The organism is Vibrio sp. A8-1 (assembly GCF_013048685.1).
In the GTDB taxonomy this organism is placed as follows: domain Bacteria; phylum Pseudomonadota; class Gammaproteobacteria; order Enterobacterales; family Vibrionaceae; genus Vibrio; species Vibrio metschnikovii.
The window spans coordinates 1-24,757 of sequence record NZ_VHTC01000024.1 but is presented as its reverse complement, the minus strand read 5'-3'; the positions used below and the strand labels follow the sequence as shown (position 1 = coordinate 24,757).

General features: G+C 44.0%; 19 protein-coding genes. 8 read left to right on the top strand and 11 right to left on the bottom strand.

Annotation, left to right across the window (positions count from 1 at the left end; translation table 11 throughout):
- Nucleotides 1-82 precede the first annotated feature (82 nt).
- A complete protein-coding gene (locus FKN93_RS12810) occupies nt 83-553 on the top strand; it encodes a CBS domain-containing protein (protein ID WP_154168993.1) in 471 nt (156 codons plus the stop codon).
- 168 nt (nt 554-721) lie between these two features.
- Here FKN93_RS12810 and aceA read toward each other — a convergent pair whose 3' ends face one another.
- The 3 genes from aceA to FKN93_RS12795 all read right to left on the bottom strand — a co-directional run bounded on the left by aceA (nt 722) and on the right by FKN93_RS12795 (nt 5,550).
- Nucleotides 722-2,032 carry an isocitrate lyase gene (aceA, locus tag FKN93_RS12805; RefSeq protein ID WP_154168995.1) on the bottom strand — a complete coding sequence of 437 codons (1,311 nt, stop codon included), beginning with the start codon at nt 2,030-2,032 and terminating at the stop codon, nt 722-724.
- A 136-nt stretch (nt 2,033-2,168) separates the two neighbouring features.
- On the bottom strand, nt 2,169-3,806 hold the full coding sequence (gene aceB / locus FKN93_RS12800; protein ID WP_170905242.1) for a malate synthase A: 1,638 nt from the start codon (nt 3,804-3,806) through the stop codon (nt 2,169-2,171).
- Between the two features lie 838 nt (nt 3,807-4,644).
- Nucleotides 4,645-5,550, bottom strand: a complete 906-nt coding sequence (locus tag FKN93_RS12795; RefSeq protein ID WP_154168999.1) for a hydrogen peroxide-inducible genes activator — start codon at nt 5,548-5,550, stop codon at nt 4,645-4,647.
- A 216-nt stretch (nt 5,551-5,766) separates the two neighbouring features.
- On the opposite strand from FKN93_RS12795, the gene FKN93_RS12790 reads away from it, so the two are divergent.
- Together FKN93_RS12790 and FKN93_RS12785 are read left to right on the top strand one after the other, a co-directional pair.
- Nucleotides 5,767-6,378: a peroxiredoxin C gene (locus FKN93_RS12790; RefSeq protein WP_158144204.1), complete on the top strand. Its 612-nt coding sequence runs from the start codon at nt 5,767-5,769 to the stop codon at nt 6,376-6,378.
- A 333-nt stretch (nt 6,379-6,711) separates the two neighbouring features.
- Nucleotides 6,712-7,464, top strand: coding sequence for a copper homeostasis protein CutC (locus FKN93_RS12785; RefSeq protein WP_170905241.1), 753 nt, complete (start codon nt 6,712-6,714; stop codon nt 7,462-7,464).
- On the opposite strand, the gene phoU is transcribed toward FKN93_RS12785, so the two are convergent.
- The 4 genes from phoU to FKN93_RS12765 are packed head-to-tail and all read right to left on the bottom strand — an operon-like array spanning nt 7,461 to nt 12,873.
- Nucleotides 7,461-8,159, bottom strand: a complete 699-nt coding sequence (phoU, locus tag FKN93_RS12780) for a phosphate signaling complex protein PhoU (RefSeq protein ID WP_040904645.1) — start codon at nt 8,157-8,159, stop codon at nt 7,461-7,463. The two genes, FKN93_RS12785 and phoU, sit on opposite strands and share 4 nt — an antisense overlap.
- 27 nt (nt 8,160-8,186) lie before the next feature.
- A complete protein-coding gene (gene pstB / locus FKN93_RS12775; RefSeq protein ID WP_004395863.1) occupies nt 8,187-9,005 on the bottom strand; it encodes a phosphate ABC transporter ATP-binding protein PstB in 819 nt (272 codons plus the stop codon).
- A gap of 2 nt (nt 9,006-9,007) precedes the next feature.
- A complete protein-coding gene (gene pstA, locus FKN93_RS12770; RefSeq protein ID WP_170905250.1) occupies nt 9,008-10,651 on the bottom strand; it encodes a phosphate ABC transporter permease PstA in 1,644 nt (547 codons plus the stop codon).
- Between the two features lie 20 nt (nt 10,652-10,671).
- Nucleotides 10,672-12,873, bottom strand: coding sequence for an ABC transporter permease subunit (locus tag FKN93_RS12765; RefSeq protein WP_170905240.1), 2,202 nt, complete (start codon nt 12,871-12,873; stop codon nt 10,672-10,674).
- A 471-nt stretch (nt 12,874-13,344) separates the two neighbouring features.
- Between FKN93_RS12765 and ppk1 the strand changes: the two genes are divergently transcribed.
- Together ppk1 and ppx are read left to right on the top strand one after the other, a co-directional pair.
- A complete protein-coding gene (gene ppk1, locus FKN93_RS12760) occupies nt 13,345-15,447 on the top strand; it encodes a polyphosphate kinase 1 (RefSeq protein WP_170905239.1) in 2,103 nt (700 codons plus the stop codon).
- The gene (gene ppx / locus FKN93_RS12755; RefSeq protein ID WP_170905238.1) at nt 15,431-16,960 is read left to right on the top strand and encodes an exopolyphosphatase; all 1,530 of its coding nucleotides are present in this window, start codon (nt 15,431-15,433) and stop codon (nt 16,958-16,960) included. Before ppk1 ends, ppx begins: the two co-directional genes overlap by 17 nt.
- 53 nt (nt 16,961-17,013) lie before the next feature.
- On the opposite strand, the gene FKN93_RS12750 is transcribed toward ppx, so the two are convergent.
- From FKN93_RS12750 to phoB, 3 genes are read right to left on the bottom strand one after another with little or no spacing between them, the layout of a single operon-like run.
- Nucleotides 17,014-17,946: a phosphate ABC transporter substrate-binding protein gene (locus FKN93_RS12750; protein WP_249374180.1), complete on the bottom strand. Its 933-nt coding sequence runs from the start codon at nt 17,944-17,946 to the stop codon at nt 17,014-17,016.
- Nucleotides 17,947-17,957: 11 nt separating this feature from the next.
- Nucleotides 17,958-19,262 carry a phosphate regulon sensor histidine kinase PhoR gene (gene phoR, locus FKN93_RS12745; protein ID WP_154169011.1) on the bottom strand — a complete coding sequence of 435 codons (1,305 nt, stop codon included), beginning with the start codon at nt 19,260-19,262 and terminating at the stop codon, nt 17,958-17,960.
- Nucleotides 19,263-19,283: 21 nt separating this feature from the next.
- Complete coding sequence (gene phoB / locus FKN93_RS12740) at nt 19,284-19,973, bottom strand: phosphate regulon transcriptional regulator PhoB (protein WP_158137929.1); 690 nt, start codon at nt 19,971-19,973, stop codon at nt 19,284-19,286.
- 236 nt (nt 19,974-20,209) lie between these two features.
- On the opposite strand from phoB, the gene rdgC reads away from it, so the two are divergent.
- From rdgC to FKN93_RS12725, 3 genes are all read left to right on the top strand, one after another.
- A complete protein-coding gene (gene rdgC / locus FKN93_RS12735) occupies nt 20,210-21,124 on the top strand; it encodes a recombination-associated protein RdgC (RefSeq protein ID WP_158144209.1) in 915 nt (304 codons plus the stop codon).
- A gap of 191 nt (nt 21,125-21,315) precedes the next feature.
- Nucleotides 21,316-22,716, top strand: a complete 1,401-nt coding sequence (gene yegQ / locus FKN93_RS12730) for a tRNA 5-hydroxyuridine modification protein YegQ (RefSeq protein ID WP_170905236.1) — start codon at nt 21,316-21,318, stop codon at nt 22,714-22,716.
- Between the two features lie 2 nt (nt 22,717-22,718).
- A complete protein-coding gene (locus FKN93_RS12725; protein ID WP_040904656.1) occupies nt 22,719-22,973 on the top strand; it encodes a YfhL family 4Fe-4S dicluster ferredoxin in 255 nt (84 codons plus the stop codon).
- 80 nt (nt 22,974-23,053) lie between these two features.
- Here FKN93_RS12725 and FKN93_RS12720 read toward each other — a convergent pair whose 3' ends face one another.
- Nucleotides 23,054-24,619 (bottom strand): ExeM/NucH family extracellular endonuclease, encoded by a 1,566-nt coding sequence (locus FKN93_RS12720; RefSeq protein ID WP_346009391.1) that lies wholly within the window; start codon nt 24,617-24,619, stop codon nt 23,054-23,056.
- Between the last annotated feature and the right edge of the window lie 138 nt (nt 24,620-24,757).

The following is a 24,757-nucleotide window of genomic DNA, read 5'->3' as shown; positions in this document are numbered from 1 at the left end:
ATATCAACAGACCGCGCGCTACGTCACGTTCATTGGCCAGTTAAACTTGGTTACCGATCATCGAAAGGAAAAGGAGTTGGTTATGATCAAAGTTGAAGACATGATGACTCGCAACCCACATACTTTGTTGCGTACCCACACAATAGCCGACGCCCGAAATATGATGGAAGCATTAGATATTCGTCATATTCCTATTGTCGATGCCAATCGCCGGTTATTAGGCATTATTACTCATCGCGATGTATTGGCAGCACAAGAGTCGAGTCTATACAACAAAATTACCGATACCTCACATACCGAAACGACCCCTTTGTATGAGGTCATGCACACGGGCGTCATGTCGGTCGCTCCACAAGCCGGCCTAAAAGAAAGTGCTATCTACATGCAACGGCATAAAGTTGGCTGTTTACCGGTAGTCAACAAAGGCGAGTTGGTCGGGATCATTACCGATAGCGACTTCGTCGCTATTGCGATCAACTTGCTAGAATTACAAGAAAACAGCGAGCCCGACGAAGTCGATACGGATAACGACTTTGAGCAAGACGTTTTGTAGCTGGTCAATAGAATAGATAAATAAAAAGAGCATGGTAATCAATACCCTTGCTCTTTTTAGTTTTGAGATAACTTGCTATCACTCAGACAATTAATTGATGCGATAAATTTATTAAAGTTGCAGTTGTCCCCTGCAACTTTGCGTCATCAGATTATCACCATGCAGAAGTTAGAACTGCTCTTCTTCGGTTGAACCGGTTAGCGCAGTGACTGACGATTGACCACCTTGAATCGTATTGGTCATTTTATCAAAATAACCCGTGCCCACTTCTTGTTGGTGAGCCACAAACGTATAGCCTTTCTCGGCGGCGGCAAACTCTTTACGCTGAACCATTTCAACATAATGACGCATGCCTTCACCTTGAGCATAGGCATGAGCAAGTTCAAACATGTTAAACCACATGTTATGAATGCCAGCTAAAGTGATAAATTGGTATTTGTAGCCCATATTCGCTAATTCTTGCTGGAATTTGGCGATCGTTTCGGCATCCAGGTTTTTCTCCCAGTTAAACGATGGCGAGCAGTTATAAGCCAAGAGTTGATCAGGGTACTGAGCATGAATCGCTTCAGCAAACTGTCGCGCTTCTTCTAAATCGGGTTTAGCGGTTTCACACCAGATTAAGTCGGCGTAAGGAGCGTAAGCCAAACCACGAGAAATCGCTTGATCGATCCCAGCACGAACACGATAGAAGCCTTCAGCGGTACGCTCACCAACAATAAAATCGGCATCATATGGATCACAATCCGACGTTAATAGATCCGCGGCGTTAGCATCGGTTCGAGCAATCACCAGCGTAGTTGTTCCAGCAACATCAGCAGCCAGACGCGCAGCGACCAATTTTTGCACCGCTTCTTGAGAAGGAACCAGTACCTTGCCGCCCATATGGCCACATTTTTTCACCGACGCCAATTGGTCTTCAAAATGAACCCCTGCCGCACCGGCTTCAATCATCGATTTCATCAGTTCATAAGCATTCAGTACGCCGCCAAACCCCGCCTCTGCGTCAGCGACTATTGGTAAAAAGTAATCGATACCCCCTTCATCTTGTGGAGATTTGCCATTTGACCATTGAATTTGATCAGCGCGACGAAACGCATTATTGATGCGTTTAATAACGCTAGGAACCGAATCGACCGGATAGAGCGATTGATCAGGATACATCGTCCCAGCGGTATTATTGTCCGCCGCGACTTGCCAACCTGAAAGGTAAATCGCTTCGATACCAGCCTTAGCTTGTTGAACGGCTTGTCCTCCCGTCAAAGCACCAAGACAGTTAACGTAGCCTTTTTTAGCACTACCGTTTACCAGTTCCCATAATTTATCTGCACCACGCTGGGCTATGGTATTGGCTGGGGTGACTGAGCCCCGTAAATTAACGACATCTTCTGCACTGTATGTCCGCTTAACGTGTTTCCAACGTGGATTCGTTGCCCAATCTTTTTCTAGTGCTTCGATTTGCTGGCGGCGAGTTAATGTCATGTTCTGTCCCTCTTATCATTGGTTTCGCGTGGCTGATGGCACACGCCGATATCGTCCTTTTCGCCACTCACTTCGATTCAGTGAGCTTTGAAGTTCGGTTTCACGTTACTGTTATTTATTATTGGTTAAGACCGTTCTACGCCAAATAGTCGTAGCCCGGGATGGTTAAAAAGTTACCGAGGTCGTCACTGGTGGTGAGACGTTCAATCAATTCAGCTGCTTCGGTAAACCGTCCCTGATCAAAGCGTGCTTGCCCAACTTCAGCTTTAACGACTTCAATTTCTTGAGCTAAGTAATCACGAAATAACGTTTTCGTGACTACTTGTCCGTTATCTAAGGTTTTACCGTGCTGAATCCATTGCCAAATTGAAGCGCGAGAGATCTCTGCGGTCGCTGCATCTTCCATCAAACCATAAATTGGTACACAGCCATTACCAGAAATCCACGCTTCGACGTATTGCAAAGCAACACGAATATTGTGTCGCATGCCTTGCTCGCTCCGTGGGCCATCACAAGGAGCAAGCAGCGCTTCTGCAAGGATTGGCGCATCCGATAAACGAGTCACATCCAATTGATTACGACGCTCACCCAGCACTTGATTGAAGACCTCCATAGCGGTATCCGCTAATCCGGGATGAGCGACCCAAGTTCCATCATGGCCATTCATCGCTTCCAGCATTTTGTCATGACGGATTTTTTCCAGTACTTGAGCGTTAAGCGCAGGATCTTTGGCAGGAATAAAGGCCGCCATGCCTCCCATGGCAAATGCGCCGCGTCGGTGGCAGGTATAGATCAATAAACGTGAGTAAGCATTCAAAAATGGCTTATCCATCGTCACGACTTGACGGTCAGGCAATACGCGATCAGGGTGTTTTTTCAACGTTTTAATGTAGCTAAAGATATAATCCCAGCGGCCACAGTTGAGCCCCACAATGTGTTCTTTAAGAGCAAAGAGGATTTCATCCATCTGAAACACCGCAGGCAGAGTCTCAATCAACACCGTCGCTTTTATCGTCCCGGTCTCTAAACCAAAATAATCTTCGGTAAAATGGAAGACATCACTCCACCATTGCGCTTCTTGATAAGCTTGGAGTTTTGGTAAATAGAAATAAGGACCACTACCTTTTTTCAATAACGCTTTATAGTTATTGAAAAAATACAAAGCGAAATCAAATAAAGCCCCGGGAATCGCTTGCTCAGCAAATAGGACATGCTTCTCTTGTAAATGAAGCCCTCGAACTCGACAAATCAACACGGCTGGATCTTCTTTAAGTTGATAGACCTTATCGTTATCTGGATTACGATAACTGATGGTGCCATTCACCGCATCGCGCAAATTCACTTGTCCATCGAGCAGCTTATCCCAAGCGGGTGACATCGAATCTTCAAAATCGGCCATGAAGACTTTAACGTTGGCATTGAGTGCATTGATGACCATTTTACGATCCGTTGGACCGGTAATTTCCACTCTTCGATCTTGCAGATCATTAGGAATACCAAGGATTTTCCAACTGCCTTCACGAATATCGATGGTTTGCTCTAAAAAATCAGGCAGGTGACCTTGATCAATACGCTGCTGTTGCTGTTCGCGCTCATTGAGTAACGTATTCACTCGCGACGCAAAATGACGACACAGCTCAGCTAAAAAGGTTTGGGCTTCAACAGAGAAAATGGTGCTATGTTCCGAGGATAGAGCCCCATTAACAACTAATTGATCGTGATGCTTAGCGTTTTCAATGGCTGATGACGATTTATCGGGGGTTTGAGCAAGCATGGCATCCTTCCTTAGAGAGTATCTTTATCTGTCATTTGTAAATTTAGAACTACAAAAAACACAGTAAGCGTATAACAATAATATTGGCGAGTTGTGTTTATAAGCCTGACTTAATCCATCAATGGGTCAAAGGTAAGTCAGCACGACACAAACCAATAAACTCAAGACAAACATTACCCTATAAGCCATTACAATTAAAGAGCGAAAGTTAACACATCGTTAAATTCAACGTTTTATTCCGTTTCAAACTATCGTTTATTATTGGCTTAAAAAATGTAATTTATTACGTAATAAAATTACATTAAAAATTAACCTTGAAAGTCGTTTAAAACAGCCGTTCGATAATTAAATCGATCAGCGATATCGTATTTTCAGGGTTCAAGCAGGATAGATAACCGAATGTTGAAACAATGGAATGAGGAAAAGATGTAAAATTAACCATGTGAAGTTTTACTATTTTATGAAAGCTTCAAAACTTCATGGCTGTAAAATTTGACAAAAAAAGATTCACTAGCAGAGTTAAACTCTGTTTAATTAATAAAAAATGGCAAATAAAACTAGAAAAACCGCAAATATACAGAACAGCCAAACGGCTTAACATCATTATGCTCTCCAAACGACTTGGCGCTATTAACCGCTAGCAAGCAAGCCACTGGCAAATTTATCTGGAAAAAACGTCACCAATGCCAATGAGAGCCAAAACTCGCTCTCACTGGCTCCATGAACATAGATAAATGATGGAGTTAGAGTAAACAAACGTCGCTAATATCACAGCAACTTCCAAAACGAAGAGTGTATCGCTGCCATCGTCCCTCCCTTATTTTGTCCTGAGAGGGCGTTATAATAGCTGTGCCACGACTTCGGCAAGCTGTTCAAAAGTTGGCTGGCGAGATGAACCGGGACGCCATACCACACCAATTTCTCGATAAGCCTGCTGACCGGGAGGATCAATAATCACTAAGTTTTGATTGTCTAACAGACCATGTTCAATCGCCATTTGCGGAATAAAGGTCATACCTAATCCGTTGGCCACCATTTGTACTAAGGTATGTAAACTGGTTGCCATAAAAGGATTGATTTTTTCTTTATCGGTTAACTTACAGGCAGATACCGCATGTTCAGTTAAGCAGTGCTCATGCTCTAATAAAAATACCGATTCATTAGGCAGATCATCATAAGTGATAGGTACTCGAATACGGTCCGCCTGCTGACGGCTAATCACCATCCTAAAAGGATCTCGACCAACGATTCGACTCATCATCTGACCGATGTCCATCGGTAAGGCGAGAATTAATACATCGAGCTCTCCGACTCGTAAGGCGTTTAATAGATTAGCGGTCGTATCTTCGCGTAATAATAAGTGTAACTTAGGATAACGTTGGTTAAGCTCTTGCACCAAATCACACAATAAAAAAGGCGCGATCGTCGGAATGCAGCCTAGTTTAAGCTGTCCTTCCATTGGCCCATTTTGACACTGCTGACCTAACTCCAGTAGATCTTTACCTTTCGCCAGTAATTCACGCCCTCCCTTTACCACTTGTTCTCCGGCATAAGTAAAAACCAACGGGCTTTTTTTGTCCGATTTCTCATATAAAGGGCAACCAATCAGAGTCTGCAAATTTTGAATGCCTTTACTCAGTGTCGATTGGCTAACAAAACAGCGTTCAGCCGCTTCACTAAAATGTCGTGTTTCATATAACGTAATCAAATAATGTAGCTGCTTTAAGCTTGGCCATTTATTCATCGTATTCTCTTTATTCTCCACTCAAATAGCTTAAAGCGCGATTTCTCGTACCGAGTAAATTCAGCCCCCAATTCTTATCGCTTTTTTCGATTAACTTAATCTATTTAATTCGCTTTTTTCTATGCCACATGGTGTACTATAGTTTGTCTCGTTTAAATGGACTTGATAAAACATGCTGTTTTATCAAGCATTAACCATCATCTTAGGAGCAAAAAAATGGTACTCGTAGGTCGTCAAGCCCCTGATTTTACTGCTGCAGCTGTTCTTGGTAACGGTGAAATCGTTGAAAACTTCAACTTTGCACAGTTTACAAAAGGTAAGAAAGCCGTTGTTTTCTTCTACCCTCTTGATTTCACTTTCGTTTGTCCTTCAGAGCTTATCGCTTTTGACAAGCGTTTTGAAGATTTCCAAGCTAAAGGCGTTGAAGTGATCGGTATTTCTATCGATTCACAATTCTCACACAACGCATGGCGTAATACTCCGGTAGAAAACGGCGGTATCGGCCAAGTTAAATACCCATTGGTTGCAGATATCAAACACGAAATCGTTAAAGCTTACGATGTCGAGCATCCAGAAGCGGGTGTTGCATTCCGTGGTTCATTCCTGATTGATGAAGAAGGCCTAGTTCGTCACCAAGTGGTTAACGATCTACCTCTTGGTCGTAACATCGATGAAATGCTACGTATGGTAGATGCGCTTAACTTCCACCAAAAGCACGGTGAAGTCTGCCCTGCGCAATGGGAAGAAGGTAAAGCAGGCATGAAAGCCTCTAGTGAAGGCGTAGCTGCATTCCTATCTGAGCATGCTGGTGATCTAGGTAAGAAATAAGTTAATAGGCCACTATCGGCCTATTAATGGCTCGCGCTCAACTCGAGCCACACGGATAAAGGTTAGACACAATAAAAAGCGTTTAACGCATAAGCCAATCAGTCATAAGTAAAGTCATCAAAGCCCAAAGCCACTGGTTTTGGGCTTTTTTCATTCATGCCATCCTCAATAAACGCCAATTCCTAGGCACTCTAAATCACTCACTCACACTATTTAAGGAAAGGTAAAAAGCTTAACTTTACCTCTATTTCAGACCTTAGGTTAACAGACGCTATCGCGGCAGACTGATAAAATCAGCATCAACAACTCAAACCGTTTAAGTGAGAGATCATCATGAATTATGAACTTGAAGTCTGCATTGATAATATCGAATCGCTGCATTATGCCATTCAAGGAGGCGCGACGCGTATCGAACTTTGCTCAGCGTTAGCGTTAGGAGGGCTAACCCCCAGCTATGGCATGATGAAGCAAAGTGCTCGCCTATCAACCATTCCGGTGTATGCCATGATACGCCCACGCCAAGGCGATTTTTTGTATGACCACGATGACATCGCTATGATGTTAGATGACATTGATGCTGCAGCCGAAGCTAAGCTCCAAGGTGTCGTCATTGGGGCCTTAACCGCACAGGGGGAGATAGACGAATCACAGGTCAAGCAACTGGTTACCCGTGCTCAGCAACATGGTTTAGGTGTGACGTTCCATCGAGCAATTGATCAATGTCGGGATTTTCGTCAGGCGCTTGAACTCTTAATTGATTTAGGATGTGAGCGAGTACTTACCTCAGGGCAAGCACCTCAAGTAGAACAAGGTATCTCTGCATTGGCAGACATGGTCTCCCTTGCCAAAGGCAGAATTCGCATTATGGCAGGCGCAGGATTAACCGCGAATAATGTGACGCGGATTATTCAACAAACTGGGGTACAGGAAGTCCACTTATCAGGTAAAAGCGTACGGCCCAGTCACATGCAGCTCAAATCCGCTGCCGCAAAAATGGGCCAAGCGGACGTGGATGATTTTATGATCCCGGTAACGAATCCAACCGCGATTGCTCAAGTCGCTGAACAATTGAGAGGCTTGGTTTAGCGCAACGCATCGTCTATCGATTGTTTGCCTAAGTGACGAACATCTTTACCTTTTACAAAGTAAATAATGTATTCGCAAATATTTTGGCAGCGATCACCGACCCGTTCAATAGCACGAGCCGACCACATCACTTGCAAAATGTGCGGTATATTTTTCGGGTCTTCCATCATATAGGTCATTAACTGACGGATCACCGCTTCGTATTCTTGGTCTAATTTATCATCTTGTTTATGCAAAGCCGCCGCCGCGACCACATCCATGCGAGCAAAAGCATCTAAGACTTGATGCAGCATGGCGATAGCTTGACGGCAGAGTGGCTCTAATGAGACTTGAAAGCGACGTTCTTTATCGGCAGGGCTTTCTATTGCGATATAGGCCATTTTAGTCGCGACGTCACCAATGCGTTCTAAATCGGTAATGGTTTTAATGATGGCCATAATCAAACGCAAATCTTTGGCCGTCGGCTGGCGCTTAGCGATGATTCGCGTGCACGCTTCATCGATTGACACTTCCATTTCATTAACTTGATGGTCATCTCGAACCACTTTGCGTGCTAGCTCGATATCTTCTTTGTGCAGCGCCTGCATCGCCAAAGAGAGTTGCTGTTCCACCAACCCTCCCATGGTCAGTACATGGGTTCGAATCGATTCAAGTTCGACATTAAATTGTCCTGAAATATGTCGGCCTAACTGCATCATGCCATCCTATTTTTTGCTATTTGATTAGCCATATCGACCAGTAATGTAGTCTTCGGTCTGTTTTTTCAATGGAGAAGTAAAAATAGAATCTGTATCTGCATATTCGATCAACTTTCCCATATGAATAAAAGCCGTATGGTCACTGACTCGTGCCGCTTGCTGCATATTGTGCGTCACTATCACCACGGTATATTGTTTTTTCAACTCATGAATCAATTCTTCAATGGTTAAGGTTGAAATAGGGTCCAACGCGGAGGTAGGTTCATCCAACAACAATACCTCGGGTTCAATCGCTATCGCTCTCGCAATGACCAAGCGTTGTTGCTGTCCACCGGATAATCCAAATGCATTTTCGTGCAAACGATGTTTTACCTCATCCCACAAGGCCGCCGCTCGTAATGAATATTCTGCCGCGTCATCGAGTGTCCGACTGTTTTTTATACCTTGTAAGCGTAGACCATAGACCACATTCTCATAAATGGATTTAGGAAAAGGATTGGGGCGCTGAAAGACCATCCCGACTCGGCGTCGCAACGTCGGCACATCGACATCACTGTCATAGACATTTTTACCATGCAATTTCACAGCGCCTTCAACTCGACAACCATCGACTAAATCGTTCATTCGATTAATACAGCGTAATAACGTCGACTTACCACAACCTGAAGGACCAATAAATGCCGTCACCTGCCCTTTGGGAATACGCATCGAAATTCCATTTAAAGCACGAGTCTGTTGGTAATACAAACTGAGTTCTTCAATAGTAATCGCGGTTTGCTGATCCGTTAAATGATGAACATCTAAGGGAGGCTGATAACCTAATGTTTGCTCAACAGAAAACATATTTAATCTTGTCCTAAGGTTCGGTATTTTTCACGCAAGTTATTGCGAATATGAATGGCGGTTAAGTTCAACATCACGACCACGGTCACCAGTAAAAAGGCCGTGGCATACACTAAGGGGCGAGCAGCTTCAATATTGGTGGTTTGAAAACCAACATCGTAAATGTGAAATCCCAAATGCATAAACTTGCGCTCTAGATGTACAAAAGGAAACTCGCTATCGACAGGTAAATTCGAGGCTAGCTTAACCGCACCGACTAACATCAAAGGAGCCACTTCGCCAGCGGCGCGAGCAATCGCAAGAATCAACCCAGTAATCATCGCTGGACTGGCCATCGGCAGCACTATCCGCCAAATGGTTTCAAACTGCGTTGCCCCTAACGCTAATGAACCATAACGCACTGATGGCGGAATGCGTGTTAACCCCTCTTCGGTGGTCACAATCACCACCGGTAAGGTAAGCACCGCTAACGTTAATGCCGCCCACAATAATCCCGGCGTACCAAAGGTGGGGGCTGGTAAACTATCGGCATAAAACACATTATCAATACTTGCGCCAATCGTATACACAAAAAAGCCCAGCCCAAATACCCCATAAACAATCGATGGCACACCCGCAAGGTTGATCACCGCGACACGAATTAAACGCGTAAAGGTGTTGTCTTTAGCATATTCATGCAGGTAAACCGCAGCAATAACACCCAGTGGCATCACAATCACAGACATGATCAATACCAACAATACGGTGCCAAAAATGGCGGGAAAGACCCCACCTTCAGAATTCGAGTCGCGAGGCGAGTCGGATAAAAAATCCCACAAATGCTTCAGCCAGCGAATCACTTTCTCGGCATGGGTCATTTCATTGGGATACCAATAATCGAGCACCTGACTCATTGGGATACCAATCGTATCACCAGCCATATCTTGCAATAAGAGTCGCTGATCATCCAATGTTGCCCTTAAACTTTCTAATCGTTGCTCAGCTTCGGCCAGCTCACTCACCCATTGCTGCTCTTTTTGCTGGCGCTCTGCACGCTGGTTAGGGGTTTGTTTTAAAGAACTGGGATCTGAGAGACGAAGCGTCGTTAACTGATGAGCCAGTTCACGAATGCGCGGTCGAACTTGCTGCTCGATCTCCGCTCTTATCTGCTGAGTCTGCCCAAAAACGGTTGCTAACCACTGAGAGGGACTTAAAGAATTATCTTGACTGATGAGTGTCGATTCAAAACCAATCGGCTTACCATAAAACTGCCCGTCATGGGTTCGTTGCAAGACGACCCAACCATGAGCAAGGGTCGCCGGTGACAATTTAATATCAAGAATCGACAAAAAATCAGCCTGATAAATGTCTCGATTAGCCACCTTAATGTTTAATCGTTGCACGTGGCCTTGCGCAATCGCGTCTTCAGGTAGGCTTATTCCCATCTCAAGAAGATGATTGACCGTCACCTTTTCTCGAGCATAGAGCTGCCCAACTAAAGTATGACCATCTTCAGTTTGCCATTGATAGAGCGGCGCTGGCCAAAAATAAATTAATCCTTTCCAGCCAATTAATAACAATAAGCCTAATACAGAGATCAAACTGATGCTAACGGCGCCAGCCGTCAGCCAAATCCAAGGAGAGCCAGATTGAAATTGCTGGGTCAGTTTCATTTACGTGCTCCCGATTACAATGAACGATATTTGGCGCGTAAGCGCTGACGCACCCACTCGGCAAAGGAGTTAACGATAAAAGTAAAGACAAACAACAATAACGCCGCTAAAAACAGCACTCGATAATGAGAGCTCCCCACCGCAGACTCAGGTAGTTCAATCGCAATATTGGCTGAAATGGTGCGCATGCCTTGTAAAATATTCCAATCAAGAATAGGCGTATTTCCTGTCGCCATCAGTACGATCATGGTTTCGCCAACGGCTCGCCCCAACCCCATCATGATTGCCGAAAAAATTCCTGGGCTGGCAGTCAATAACACGACATGGGTTAAGGTTTGCCATCCAGTCGCTCCTAGAGCTAATGAACCATCCGATAAATGTTTCGGAACCGAGAAAATCGCATCTTCTGCAATGGTAAAAATTGTTGGGATCACGGCAAATCCCATCGCAATCCCCACAATTAACGCATTACGCTGATCAAAACCAATGCCTCTTTGATCCAAAAAGAGCAGTACATCTCCGGCAAACAAGACTTGTTCGATGAGATGACTAAAAGAGAGCGTCAATGCCATGATAACGATCATTAATGGCACTAAGATCAGTGCTTGCCAACCGGAAATGTCATACCCCAAATAACGTTTAGGTAACCAAGACCAGATAACACCCATCATTAACGTCGAGATGGGTAAACCGATTAAAAGTGTGACTACCGCTGCTAAATTGTTTTCTACGATAGGCGCAAACCATAGCCCAGCGAGAAAGCCAATGATCACCGTCGGAAGCGCCTCCATCAATTCAATGGTCGGCTTCACCACTCGACGCATCGCGGGTTTCATAAAATAAGCGGTATAAATAGCGGCAAACACCGCTATCGGCACGGCAAATAGCATGGCATAGAAAGCCGCTTTCAATGTACCAAACGCAATCGGCACTAAACTTAATTTAGGTTCAAACTGCTCATTCGCCGCGGTTGACTGCCACACAAACTGCGGCTCTGGATAGCCTTCATACCAGACTTTTTTCCATAGTGCCGAAAAGGAAATCTCAGGGTGAGGATTATCCAATTCAATGACCTGAACGATTCCATCGTCCCAAGTGGCAATATAACGCTCGTTATTCGACATCACCGCTAGCGTCGGCGCTTTAGGAAAAACCCGCTCAAACAACACCAGCTTTTCACTGGTGGTATAATGACTTTGTAGCGTGCCATTAGGATAAAAAGTATAAAAACCTTTACGCTGAGTATCCGTGAGCAAAAGCTGAATAGACGGTGCCAGCTGAAAATCACGAATCGACTGCAACTGGCGTTGACCTTGCTGTAAAACATCAAACCATTGGCTAACAACGCCATTCTCGTAAGTAATCAGCAGCGAGTAAGCGCCGGATAACAAGGTCATATTCGTTACTAAACGCTGCGGCTGACCGCGACTAAGATCCACTTGTTCACGCAGACGATACGCTTCACCATCACGCTGAATAACCGCCAATTGCGAGCCGGTACGTAAGTAAATCGTCTGGCCATCTGGAGTAATAAGCAGTTGATCCAGTTGCGCGTACCGAGTCGGTAATACCGTTTCTGCCATGGCTAAAGGCGCTTGTCGCGCCAGCCAACGAATCATTACCCGTTGGTCAGCCAAATAACTGACCGTATAAAGATAGTCAGCCGTTAGCGCAAAGTTGAACTGCTCAATCACCGCTTCCTCTGGTGCTGCAACCAGCGTAGATTCGGTGCTTAATGACTCCAGCACAGGGGTAAACTCTCGTCGCTGTTGAGTTATTGAATAATCAAACCGAGGACGAAAAAGATGCACCTGATGCGCAGCATCCAAAACCGCATACCACCCGTCTTGTGCCGTACTGGCTTCTATTTTAACAGGAACAAAAGACAAAGGCTGTCGCCATAACGGCTGATCACTCGGTTGCTTTAGCGCCCAAAATTCCGCTTCACCATATTGATCGACCACGAACAGATGCTCACCATAATCATCCATCGCCAGTACCTGAGGCTGCACAGAAGAAATCGGCTGTTTAGCAAAGTTGGCATCAAGCTTGGCATCTGCAAAAAGTGGTAGGGTGACCAACGCCAAATAAACAAAAATTAAAATCAGAGCCGCTAAGACTCCAACCCCACCACAGGTTACCGCAAAGCGAACGCAACGATCTTTCAAGCGTCGTTTATGATCTCGTTGCTGTAATGAAAATTCACTGTGGGGCATCAATTCACTCTATCCTTGTTATCTTGAGGGGGCGGCCGAGCTTAGAAAGCGGTAGTGACCAACAGCACGGAGAGTAAGAATAAGATCGCGAGCGCAAGAAGCGCATCAGAATAACCAGCCGCTTAACTATGTGAAGCGTTTCATACTTTATGGTGCTACAGGGTATACTATTTCAAATACGTGACGGTTATATTACAGCGCAGATAAGCAACTGAAAACAAAACCACTCTATATCAACTCAATTTGTAATAATTATGTCATATCATCGCTTTAGTTTGCACAATGATCATTGCGATTGGCTTATCTACAAATAACGTCGATCGTCAGATAGACGGCAGTCCGTCGCCATGAGTATAGATAAACGATGTGATTGAGATGACGTAAATTATAAACTAGGCAACAGATAAGCATGGCGGAAACCGACGCATCATCTCGTCAAGGTTTTCGAGCTTAAGCAAAAGAAAGGAATCCATGAGTACCGAAAAGTTGTACATCGACAAAGAATTAAGTTGGCTTTCGTTTAATGAGCGTGTGTTGCAAGAAGCGGCAGATAAAACGGTACCATTGATTGAAAGAATTCGTTTTTTAGGTATTTTTTCTAATAACTTAGATGAATTCTATAAAGTCCGTTTTGCCGATGTCAAACGGCGAATTTTAATCAACCGTGAACAAGGCGTAAAAGATAGCTCCAAGCATCTACTGAGTAAAATGCAGAGCAAAGCGTTTAAACTGAACCAAGATTTTGATCGTCTATACAGTGAATTGATTGTCGAAATGGCCCGGCGGCGGATTTTTTTAGTCAATGAGACCCAACTCGATCCCTTACAGCAAAAGTGGATCAGTAAATATTTTCATAAAGAGGTGTTACCCCATATTACTCCGCTATTGCTGCGTGATGATATTGATGTATTGCAATTTCTTAAAGATGAGTACGCTTACATTGCCGTTGAGCTTAAAAAAGACCAGCAATCAAGCTATGCCCTGCTCGAGATCCCAACCGATCACTTACCTCGCTTTGTCATGTTACCTGAGCAAAAAGGCAAAGGACGCAAGACCATTATTTTGCTCGATAATATTATTCGTTACTGTTTAGATGATATTTTCCGTGGCTTTTTTGATTACGACACGCTTCACGGCTACGCAATAAAAATGACTCGAGATGCAGAGTACGATTTACGCCGCGAAGTTGAGTACAGTTTACTCGAACAATTATCAGAAGGCTTAAGTCAGCGACTGACCGCGATGCCCGTGCGTTTTATCTACGAACATGATATGCCTGAAGCCATGCTGACGTTTTTATGTGAAAAACTCAAAATTTCTTATTATGATAGTCTGCTTCCCGGTGGTCGTTATCACAACTTTAAAGACTTTATCGCGTTTCCCAATGTTGGGCGCGATTACTTAGAAAACCGTACATTACCACCTCTCAAATGTGCTGATTTCGATGGTTACTTAAACGCGTTTGATGCCATTCGTAGCCAAGACATCTTACTCCACTACCCTTACCATCGCTTTGAGCATATCACCGAGTTAGTGCGCCAAGCCTCGTTTGATCCCAAAGTGATCAGTATTAAAATCAACATTTATCGGGTAGCTAAAAACTCTAAATTGATGAATTCGTTGATCGATGCAGTGCATAACGGTAAACGTGTCGTCGTGGTCGTCGAGCTGCAAGCGCGTTTTGATGAAGAAGCCAATATCGAATGGTCCCGGATCCTCACTGAAGCGGGCGTTGACGTGATTTTTGGTATCCCAGGAATGAAAATTCATGCCAAGTTACTGTTGATTACTCGTCGAGAAGAGAGTGAATTAGTGCGCTATGCACATATTGGTACCGGGAATTTCCATGAAAAAACCGCACGGATTTATACTGACTTTTCTTTACTCACCGCCGATCATGAACTCACCAATGAAGTGCGTAGTGTGTTTGCGTATATTGAAAATCCATTTCGCCCGATTAAATTTACTCACTTACTGGTTTCACCGCGAAATAGCCGTACCCAGTTGTATCGGTTAATTGATAGTGAAATTGCCAATGCCCGTAACGGTAAGAAGGCTGAAATCATGGTTAAAGTGAATAATTTGGTTGATAAAGGATTGATCAATAAACTCTATGGTGCGAGCAGCGCGGGCGTTAAAATAAAAATGATCATTCGCGGTATGTGTTCATTAGTTCCCGGTGTTGCAGGAGTCAGTGATAACATTAGTATTATTAGTATTGTTGATCGTTTCTTAGAGCATCCACGAGTACTGATCACCCATAACGATGGCGACCCTTTAGTCTATATCTCTTCGGCTGACTGGATGACACGTAACCTCGATCATCGGATTGAAGTAACCACACCCATTCGTAGCCCACGTTTAAAACAACGGATCATCGATATCATTAATCTCCAGTTTACCGATACCGTCAAAGCTCGAGTTATCGATAAAGAGATGAGTAACCGTTACGTCAAACGCGGCAATCGGAAAAAAATACGTTCACAATTGGCTATTTACGACTACCTTAAACAAATAGAAAAAGAAACACGCAAACCCAAAGGAAACCTTGAGCCACATGAAAACCCACTCTGAGATCTCTTCTCCAGACAGTAGCGAATCGACCAGCCGAGAAATCGCGGCGATTGATCTTGGCTCAAATAGCTTCCATATGGTGGTCGCAAAAGTCGTTGAACAAGATTTACAACTGATCAGCCGCCATAAACAACGGGTGCATTTGGCATTAGGCTTAGATGAACAAAAAAATCTGGATCACGCCTCCATTGAGCGAGGGTTAGCCTGTTTAGCCATGTTTGCCGAGCGGCTCCAAGGGTTCAAAGTCGAGAATGTCCGTATCGCGGCCACCCACACCTTACGTCAAGCTAATAACGCTCACCTTTTCTTACAACGAGCGTTAGAGGTGATGCCTTTTCCTATCGAAATTATTCCTGGCAGTGAAGAGGCGCGATTGATTTATCTTGGTGTAGCTCATACTCAACCGCAAGCAGACTCTATGCTGGTCGTCGATATTGGCGGTGGAAGTACGGAGCTGATCATCGGTAAAGGCTTTGAAGCTGAATTGGTTAACAGCAAACAGATGGGCTGTGTCAGTTACACTGAACGCTTTTTTACCAATGATAAACTGTCCAAGAAAAAGTTTGCTCAAGCGATTTTATCGGCGGAACAAAAACTCGAGTCCATGGCCAGTAAATATCGTAAAAAAGGCTGGCAGCGTGCGTTTGGCTCATCCGGTACCGTCAAAGCTATCCATGAAGTATTGATTGGCTTAGGCTACGACGATGGCGTGATCACCCAAGAACGGCTACATAAATTAGTCGATAAGCTGTGTGAGTCTAATCAAATTGCGGATATTCAATTAACCGGACTGACTGATGATCGTAAACCGGTCTTTCCTGCCGGAGTTGCCATCTTAACCGGTGTCTTTAATGCATTAAAGATCAAGGAAATGCATTTTTCCGATGGCGCATTGCGCGAAGGCTTACTGTATGAAATGGAAGATAGGTTCAAGTACGACGATGTCCGTTTACGCACGACAGAAAACTTAGCGGTCAAACACTTCGTTGATTTAGAGCACGCGGCAAAAGTTAAGGGCTACGCTAAAGAGTTTTTGAGTCAAGTTAATGACGAATTAGGACTCAAAGCCAACAGTGATTTATTTGCGCTACTAGAATGGGCTGCGCTACTCCACGAAGTTGGCCTTAGCATCAGCTTACAAGCCTTTCATCGTCACTCCGCTTACATCTTACAGCACACCAATATGCCAGGGTTTAACAGTGAACAACAAAGGGTGCTCGCCACGCTGGTTCGCTTTCAACGTAAAGCTCTTAAGCTTGGTGAAATGAGCGATTTCTATCTCTATAAGAAAAAACACATCATCGGCCTTATCCGCGTGTTACGGTTAGCGATTGTCCTAAATGGACAGCGCAATGATGATCCACTTCCCGAGATTCGCTTAAGTGCCAAAGAAGATCGGTGGCAATTAACATGCAGTGATCCGGCTTGGCTTGAAAACAACAAACTGCTGCACATCGATTTACTCAGTGAACAAGCCTATTGGCATAAAGTTGGTTGGACGTTAACGTTTTAAATCAAGCGGGTCAAAGCCTAGATTTTACTGCTGGCATGCGCGGTAAACACGGATCACTGAATCCCCACTTTGGCCAATTCTTGCTGCGCGACCTCAGCAGAAATGGCTAAGTAACCTTCTTTGCTAACCAGATCTTGTCCCTGCTTAGAAAAGATAAAACGCACAAATTCTCTTTCCAGCGGCATTAATGGCCGCCCTGGGTGTTTGTTAACGTACAAATACAGATAACGAGATAAAGGGTATTCACCAGACAAAATATTATCGTGTGAGGGATAAACGTAATCTCGTCCTTGGCGAGCAATCGGGACCAGTTTCACTCCAGAAACACGATAGCCTACCCCAGAATAGCCTAATGCATTAATCGATGAAGCGACCGACTGCACCACAGAGGCTGAACCCGGCTGTTGATTGACATGGGCTTTAAAATCACCGCCACACAACGCGGTTTGCTTAAAATAGCCGTACGTTCCCGATACCGAATTACGTCCAAACAACTGCATGCGTCGCTGTGCCCACGAGTAATCTAGACCTAATTGTGACCAACGGTTGATCGATTCTGTGGCTCCGCAACGTAACGTTACTGAAAAAATCTGATCGAGCTCGGTAAAATTCAACCCCTCGATGGGATTATCTCGATGAGCAAACACACCAATCGCATCAATCGCAATCCGTAACTCAGTCGGCTTGTAGCCATGGGTGCGTTCAAACGCTTCAATCTCACGTAGACGCATTGGTCGACTCATCGGTCCAAATTGCGCTGTTTCTTCCGTTAAGGCTGGAGGTGCCGTCGATGAGCCTGATGCTTGTACTTGAGCATTAACATTAGGATACAGCTCATTAAACGCTTCTGCCCAAAGTGTTGTCAGCCCGGCAAGAGTATCCGAGCCCACAGAAAGGACACTCCCCGATATACCCGGTACGCGATGATAATCGGTGAGTGATTGCGCTGCTCCTGAACTGAACGGAAAACTCGCCATCATCACCATCAACCAACGTCTTAATTGCATTTCACCACCAAACGTTTCGGTAACACAAACGAGAAACAGCTCCCAACGCCAACCTCACTGCGAATATCTAAATGGCTATCGTGATGGGAAAGCGCATGTTTGACAATCGCCAACCCCAGACCACTACCACCGGTATCGCGTGATCGCGCTTTATCCACTCGATAAAAACGCTCGGTTAAGCGATGCAAATGCTGAGCCGCAATCCCTTCACCACGGTCTTCCACTTCAAACAACGCCCCTTGTTCAGTATTTTGCCAGCGAACCTGAATCTCTGCGCCCGCTGGGGTATATTTCACGGCGTTATAAACTAAATTAGAAATAGCGCTACGCAGTTGGTCTTCATCGGCTAAGACTTTAAGCTGTTTATCCACAGTAAAACGAATCTGATGAGCCTGTTCACCACTTAAACTTAACGCTTCTTTTTCTAACACCTCAAGCATCGCTGGGACATCAACTTCTTCATCCAACTCATGAATGGGCGAAGCCTCAATTTTCGATAAGGTGAGCAATTGATTAACTAAACTCGACATCCGATTCAACTGCTCGGTCATCACTCCGTGGGCTTTCGGCCACATTGGACCGAGTAGCAGATCTGGGTCTTCCGTCATTTCTAAGTAACCTTGCAGTACCGTCATTGGCGTGCGTAACTCATGCGATACATTAGCAAAAAAGTTTCGTCTCATGCCTTCAAGCTGCTTCACCTGAGTCACATCACGTACGACCATTAAATGTTCACCTTCGGTATACGGCACGATACGTAGCTCTAAAGATCGCTCAACATTCAATGGCGAGTGCATGGTCAACGGTTCTGAAAAATCATTTTTCTGCAGATAATTGATAAAACCTGGCGTGCGGATCAAATTGGAAATCGGCTGTCCAGCATCATCGGGCCAACGAAATCCCAACAAATGCTGCGCTAAGCGGTTGCACCACACAATATTGCCTTCTGCACGAAACACCACCACCGCATCAGGTAACGATTCTGCACCATTACGAAAACGGCGAATTAAATTGGTGAGCTCTTTGCGCTTTTTGCGTTGCCGCTGCTGCAAACGATAAATACCATTAAACAGCGACTCCCAATTCCCTGAACCAGAAGGGGGTGTTAAGCGCTTTTCATCCCACAACCAAGCCGAAAATCGCACTTGATTATGCAAATGCCAAACCAGCTGTAATGCCGTTGCCGCTAACAGCAACCAAGGCATATGCCCAAATACCCAGCCAACAATCAGCCAGGGAAGGTAAAAAAAAGCCAGCTCCCAGGCCAGCTTTTTCCAAGTTAATCGTTCAACCATAATACTCCACAACGGGCCGACTTAAGCTTTGGTTGAAAACCGGTAGCCAGCGCCACGCACGGTTTGAATCAGCTTATCATGCCCGGCATCTTCTAAAGCTTTACGCAAGCGGCGAATGTGCACATCCACCGTACGATCTTCAACATAGACATTGGTGCCCCAGATGTTATTCAGCAGTTGCTCTCGACTGTATACGCGCTCTTGGTGAGTCATAAAAAAGTGCAGCATCTTAAACTCGGTCGGTCCCATCTCTAGCGCCATATCATCAGCGGTCACTCGGTGAGACACCGGATCCAATTTTAAACCTTGCACATCAATGACATCTTCTAATGAGGTAGGAGTAACACGGCGAATAACCGCTTTTAAACGCGCAATCAACTCTTTCGGTGAAAACGGTTTGGTAATGTAATCATCCGCTCCTACTTCTAAACCACGAACTTTATCTTCTTCTTCACCCCGAGCGGTCAGCATGACAACCGGAATGTTACGTGTTAACTCTTCACGTTTCATGTGTTTGATAAAGTTAATCCCGCTACCGCCGGGTAGCATCCAATCGAGCAGAACAAGATCGGGGAAAGGTTCAGCGAGCTTAGTCACCGCGCTATCATAATCTTCAGCTTCCACTGCTTGATAGCCTTTTTGTTCAAGCACAAAACACAACATTTCACGAATGGGTGCTTCATCCTCAACAACCAGAATCCTTCTAGACATAATTGAATAACCTTTGTTATTAATCAACGCTATGCATTATGGGAAATGATTATGACACTTTTGTGACCTTTGCAAACTAATTTTCATATAAAGTTCACGCTTGTGTACGGTTTACGAGATGATTAGCATGACCAAACTCCGCTAACCAATCGTCATTTCGTGTCGTAAGAGTATAAGACATTAATCGTCAATTCCCCTATCATAGACGAATTGTGAACAACCAAAAGAAGCGCACTATGTGGTTTAAAAATTGTATGGTGTATCGCGTCAATCGTGATATTCCCTTTAATGCGGATCAACTGGAAACTCAACTAACGGAATTTCGTTTTAGCCCTTGCTCTAGTCAAGACAAACAGAAGTTTGGCTGGGTGCATGCCCTTGGTAAACATGGCGATATGATGACGCACGTTAGTGATGGACGAATACTGATTTGCGCCAAAAAAGAAGAAAAAATGCTCCCAGCGTCGGTGATCAAAGAGTCTTTGAATGCCAAAGTCGACACCATTGAGACGCAAGAAGGTCGACCACTCAAGAAAAAAGAGAAAGAGACCTTAAAAGAAGAAGTCATGATTGATTTGCTGCCGCGAGCCTTCACTCGTAGCCATTATACCTACGTACTCATCATGCCTAAAGAAGGGTTAATTCTGGTCGATGCTAGCAGCTATAAAAAAGCCGAAGATGTTCTGGCTCTGCTGCGCAAAACCATGGGCAGCTTACCCGTTGTACCAGCAATTCCTGAAGTCGCGGTCGAAACCACATTGACTCAATGGGTCAAGGATGGCAACGTACCACAAGGCTTTACGCTCTTAGAAGAAGCAGAGTTAAAATCCACCTTAGAAGATGGCGCAACCATCCGTTGTAAAAAGCAAGAGCTGACCAGTGATGAAATCATCAGTCATATTGCCGCTAATAAAGTGGTGACTAAGTTAGCGCTCAACTGGCAAGAGCGGATCAGTTTTATTCTGGCCGACGATTGCAGCTTAAAGCGTTTGGTATTTAGTGATGAGCTCAAAGATCAAAACGAAGATATTCCAAGAGAAGACCAAGCGGCGCGATTCGATGCGGATTTATCGTTAATGTGTGGTGAATTTTCTGCTCTATTACCTAACTTATTTGATGTATTAGGCGGCTTACCGTCAAACGACGCCTAACGGCCTATTCAGGCTGGTATCTCCAGCCTGAATCCTTTCTCTTCATCCTTCCACGACAAGACCAAGACGCCAAGGGATAATAACCTGAAAAAGAGTATGGTCACCGCTTACCTTTTGACGTAAAATTTGCGCCCTTTCCAATACCATGAGGTGGTATTGGCCTGACTTGAAATCAGATTGAGAAGCTAATAATGAGTACAACATCCCCTTTCGTTCCTGAGCTACTGTCACCTGCCGGTAGTCTAAAAAATATGCGTTATGCCTTTGCTTACGGCGCAGATGCTGTTTATGCCGGCCAACCGCGTTACAGCCTACGCGTACGTAATAACGAGTTTAACCACGAAAATCTGCAAATCGGCATTAACGAAGCGCATGCACTGGGTAAAAAATTCTATGTGGTGTGTAATATTCAACCACACAACTCAAAATTAAAAACCTTTATTCGCGATTTAAAACCGGTTATCGACATGGGACCGGATGCATTAATTATGTCCGATCCCGGCCTGATCATGATGGTACGTGAAGCGTTTCCTGAGATGGCGATTCATTTGTCAGTCCAAGCTAATGCGGTTAACTGGGCAACGGTTAAGTTTTGGTCAACCCAAGGTGTCGAACGCGTAATATTATCTCGCGAGCTGTCACTAGAAGAGATCGAAGAAATTCGCCAACAATGCCCAGAGACTGAGCTAGAAATATTTGTTCATGGCGCACTGTGCATGGCCTATTCGGGCCGCTGTTTATTATCAGGCTACATGAATAAACGAGACCCGAACCAAGGTACTTGCACCAACGCTTGCCGTTGGGAGTACAAAGTTGAAAAAGGCCAAGAAGATGCGTCAGGGCAAATTGTCGAACAGTTCGATCCAAGCGCCGCCCAAGCGATTGAAGTACAAGCAGAGCGTCCAGATAACACCTTGGGATTAGGTAAACCGATTGATGACGTCGTTCTGCTGTCTGAAAGCCATCGTCCTGAAGAAAAAATGGCGGCGTTTGAAGATGAGCATGGTACGTATATCATGAACTCAAAAGACTTACGTGCCGTTCAGCACGTTGAACGCTTAACCAAAATGGGCGTTCATTCGCTCAAAATTGAAGGTCGTACTAAGTCATTCTATTACTGCGCCCGAACGGCTCAAGTTTATCGTAAAGCGATTGATGATGCCGTCGCTGACAGACCATTTGATGACAGCCTAATGGGCACCTTAGAAAGCCTCGCGCATCGCGGCTATACCGAAGGTTTTCTACGTCGTCATACTCATGATAGCTACCAAAACTATGACTATGGTTACTCTGTCTCCGATAGTCAGCAATTTGTCGGTGAGTTTACCGGTAAACGCCGTGGTGATTTAGTTGAAGTGGAAGTGAAGAACAAGTTCTGTGTCGGTGACAGTCTTGAGTTGATGACCCCTAAAGGCAATATCATTTTTACTCTTGAAATGATGGAAAACCACAAGTCGCAAGCCATTGATGATGCAAAAGGTAATGGTCACTTCGTATTTATTCCTATGCCTGAAGACTTAGATCTTGAGTACGCGTTATTAATGCGTAACCTCAATGCCGGTCAAGATACTCGCAACCCAACAGGCAAATAATCATGGCACTATTGATCACAGACAAATGCACCAACTGTGATATGTGTGAACCAGAGTGTCCAAACGGCGCCATTTCGATGGGTGAATACGTTTATGAGATTAACCCAGATTTATGTACCGAGTGCAAAGGACACTATGATCAACCGACCTGTCAGTCGGTGTGTCCGATCAATAACTGTATTATTACGGATCCTCAACACATTGAAAGCGAAGAACAACTGCTAGAAAAATTTGTTATCCTTCAAGGATTAGCTTAGCTATTTTTTTAGTGGTTGCTTGATAAAAAAATCCGCCAGTGAAGGCGGATTTTTATTACTGATTAATTCAACTTATTTACTTAGCGACGGCGACGGAACCACCCTGCCAAGCCGATTAACATCAGTCCAACTAAACCTGTGCTGCCTGCTTCTAGGTCATTTCTCTGGTACTCAAAAACCAGTAACACAGGATCATGATCTGAAGAACGATAATGAGTAATAGTTAATTCCCCATTGTCATCATGATGGAAATTTTGCCAATGACTACCTTTATGTGGGCGACCATTATTTTGCTTACTATAATCGTACAATGGTGATTCGATACTATTAATACGCCAGTCAATCGCATCCACTAAACGGTCACGTAACGATAAAGAAATTAAAGCATGATCAAGTGAACCTAGTTCATCGTTAAATGAGTAACTCCAGCTCTTTGGACGATCAAATTTCTTATCTTTATAAGGTACTGCATTGATATAGCCAAAGGTACGATCAATACGAACACCACTCAAATCACTAAATTGCGGACGATCATCAATATAAGTATCTCGGCCGGCATAGATAATTTTACCCGTTGGATTGTCAGTTAATACCAAGATTGGATCTTCCATTGCGTACGAGTTCAAATCACCAAGAATGACTTTGTCACCTGGAATTTTCTCTAACTGCTTACCTAATTCATAAGCAGCAGCGACGCGAAAACGTTCACACTGTCCTTGAAAATCATCATCAGGCAAACGATTTTTATTACGATCCTTAGGATCAAAAGTTTTCAAAAAAGCATCGAGTTCTTCACCCGTTGGCCAATCATCAATACAATTTGAGCCTTTAGACTTAAAATGATTCGCTGATATAGTTAAATGGTTATCTGTATTGTTCACAAGAAATGTAGCAGTAAGAGCATCTCGTTGTGAAGCTTTTCCACTACTTATTGGACGACCTTGGCCATTGCGAAATACATCTCCTGTTTTAGGGTCTAAAATGGATTCAGCATTCTGCTTTGGTAAGGGTATTACCTTAGAATCAAGCAAAGTTACTTTATTTGGTCGATAGATAATAGCATTAGTAATTGCATCTGTACCGATATGGTCCTGATGGTCAGAAACTAAGTCATTATTTGAATCGATAGCGACAAATTGATACACATTGTTATCGGTATTGTCATTACAGCGATAACGATCATTTAACTCATTTACTAATTGTGCAATCGCTGACTTTTTACCAAACCCATTATTCTCCATTTCTAGCAGGCCAACAATATCAGCATTCATTCGATATAGTGCTTCAATGATTTTAGCTTGTTGTAATTCAAACTCCTCAATATCTGAAGCACCTCGATTACTACCATAATTATTAGGATCACCTGAAAAAGGAGAATTAAAATAATTTAAGACATTTTTAGAGCCTACAACCAATGGGAAGTAACCTTCATTTTCACGAGGATAACTCCCATTATTTAAATTAAACTTATGATGTTGACCATCAAGTTCAATTGTATATTCAGGGAAATCAGTCCGCTTAATATCATTACGTTTAAAATTACTACTAGTTACCAAAGTCTCAGACTCAGGAATAACTAAACGATACTCACCACGGGTATAAACCAACATCCCAGAAATATCCATTACGCTATCATTAACAAGAATAACGTTCTGGTCTGAGGAATCCCCTGATGATTTTAAGAAAAATCATCAATTTAAGCTGGATACACATCTTGTCATGTGATCAAATGATTTCGCCAAAAAACAACAACCAGACAACAAGATGTGCGAACTCAATATCCT

What these genes read in the sequence shown, in the direction of transcription:
- FKN93_RS12795 (WP_154168999.1), bottom strand. Translation starts at nt 5,550, where the DNA reads ATGAATAAATGGCCAAGCTTAAAGCAGCTACATTATTTGATTACGTTA.
- phoB (WP_158137929.1), bottom strand. Translation starts at nt 19,973, where the DNA reads ATGTCTAGAAGGATTCTGGTTGTTGAGGATGAAGCACCCATTCGTGAA.
- FKN93_RS12725 (WP_040904656.1), top strand. Translation starts at nt 22,719, where the DNA reads ATGGCACTATTGATCACAGACAAATGCACCAACTGTGATATGTGTGAA.
- phoR (WP_154169011.1), bottom strand. Translation starts at nt 19,262, where the DNA reads ATGGTTGAACGATTAACTTGGAAAAAGCTGGCCTGGGAGCTGGCTTTT.
- FKN93_RS12790 (WP_158144204.1), top strand. Translation starts at nt 5,767, where the DNA reads ATGGTACTCGTAGGTCGTCAAGCCCCTGATTTTACTGCTGCAGCTGTT.
- FKN93_RS12785 (WP_170905241.1), top strand. Translation starts at nt 6,712, where the DNA reads ATGAATTATGAACTTGAAGTCTGCATTGATAATATCGAATCGCTGCAT.
- ppk1 (WP_170905239.1), top strand. Translation starts at nt 13,345, where the DNA reads ATGAGTACCGAAAAGTTGTACATCGACAAAGAATTAAGTTGGCTTTCG.
- FKN93_RS12765 (WP_170905240.1), bottom strand. Translation starts at nt 12,873, where the DNA reads ATGCCCCACAGTGAATTTTCATTACAGCAACGAGATCATAAACGACGC.
- rdgC (WP_158144209.1), top strand. Translation starts at nt 20,210, where the DNA reads ATGTGGTTTAAAAATTGTATGGTGTATCGCGTCAATCGTGATATTCCC.
- FKN93_RS12810 (WP_154168993.1), top strand. Translation starts at nt 83, where the DNA reads ATGATCAAAGTTGAAGACATGATGACTCGCAACCCACATACTTTGTTG.
- aceB (WP_170905242.1), bottom strand. Translation starts at nt 3,806, where the DNA reads ATGCTTGCTCAAACCCCCGATAAATCGTCATCAGCCATTGAAAACGCT.
- aceA (WP_154168995.1), bottom strand. Translation starts at nt 2,032, where the DNA reads ATGACATTAACTCGCCGCCAGCAAATCGAAGCACTAGAAAAAGATTGG.
- yegQ (WP_170905236.1), top strand. Translation starts at nt 21,316, where the DNA reads ATGAGTACAACATCCCCTTTCGTTCCTGAGCTACTGTCACCTGCCGGT.
- pstB (WP_004395863.1), bottom strand. Translation starts at nt 9,005, where the DNA reads ATGTTTTCTGTTGAGCAAACATTAGGTTATCAGCCTCCCTTAGATGTT.
- FKN93_RS12750 (WP_249374180.1), bottom strand. Translation starts at nt 17,946, where the DNA reads ATGGTGATGATGGCGAGTTTTCCGTTCAGTTCAGGAGCAGCGCAATCA.
- ppx (WP_170905238.1), top strand. Translation starts at nt 15,431, where the DNA reads ATGAAAACCCACTCTGAGATCTCTTCTCCAGACAGTAGCGAATCGACC.
- phoU (WP_040904645.1), bottom strand. Translation starts at nt 8,159, where the DNA reads ATGCAGTTAGGCCGACATATTTCAGGACAATTTAATGTCGAACTTGAA.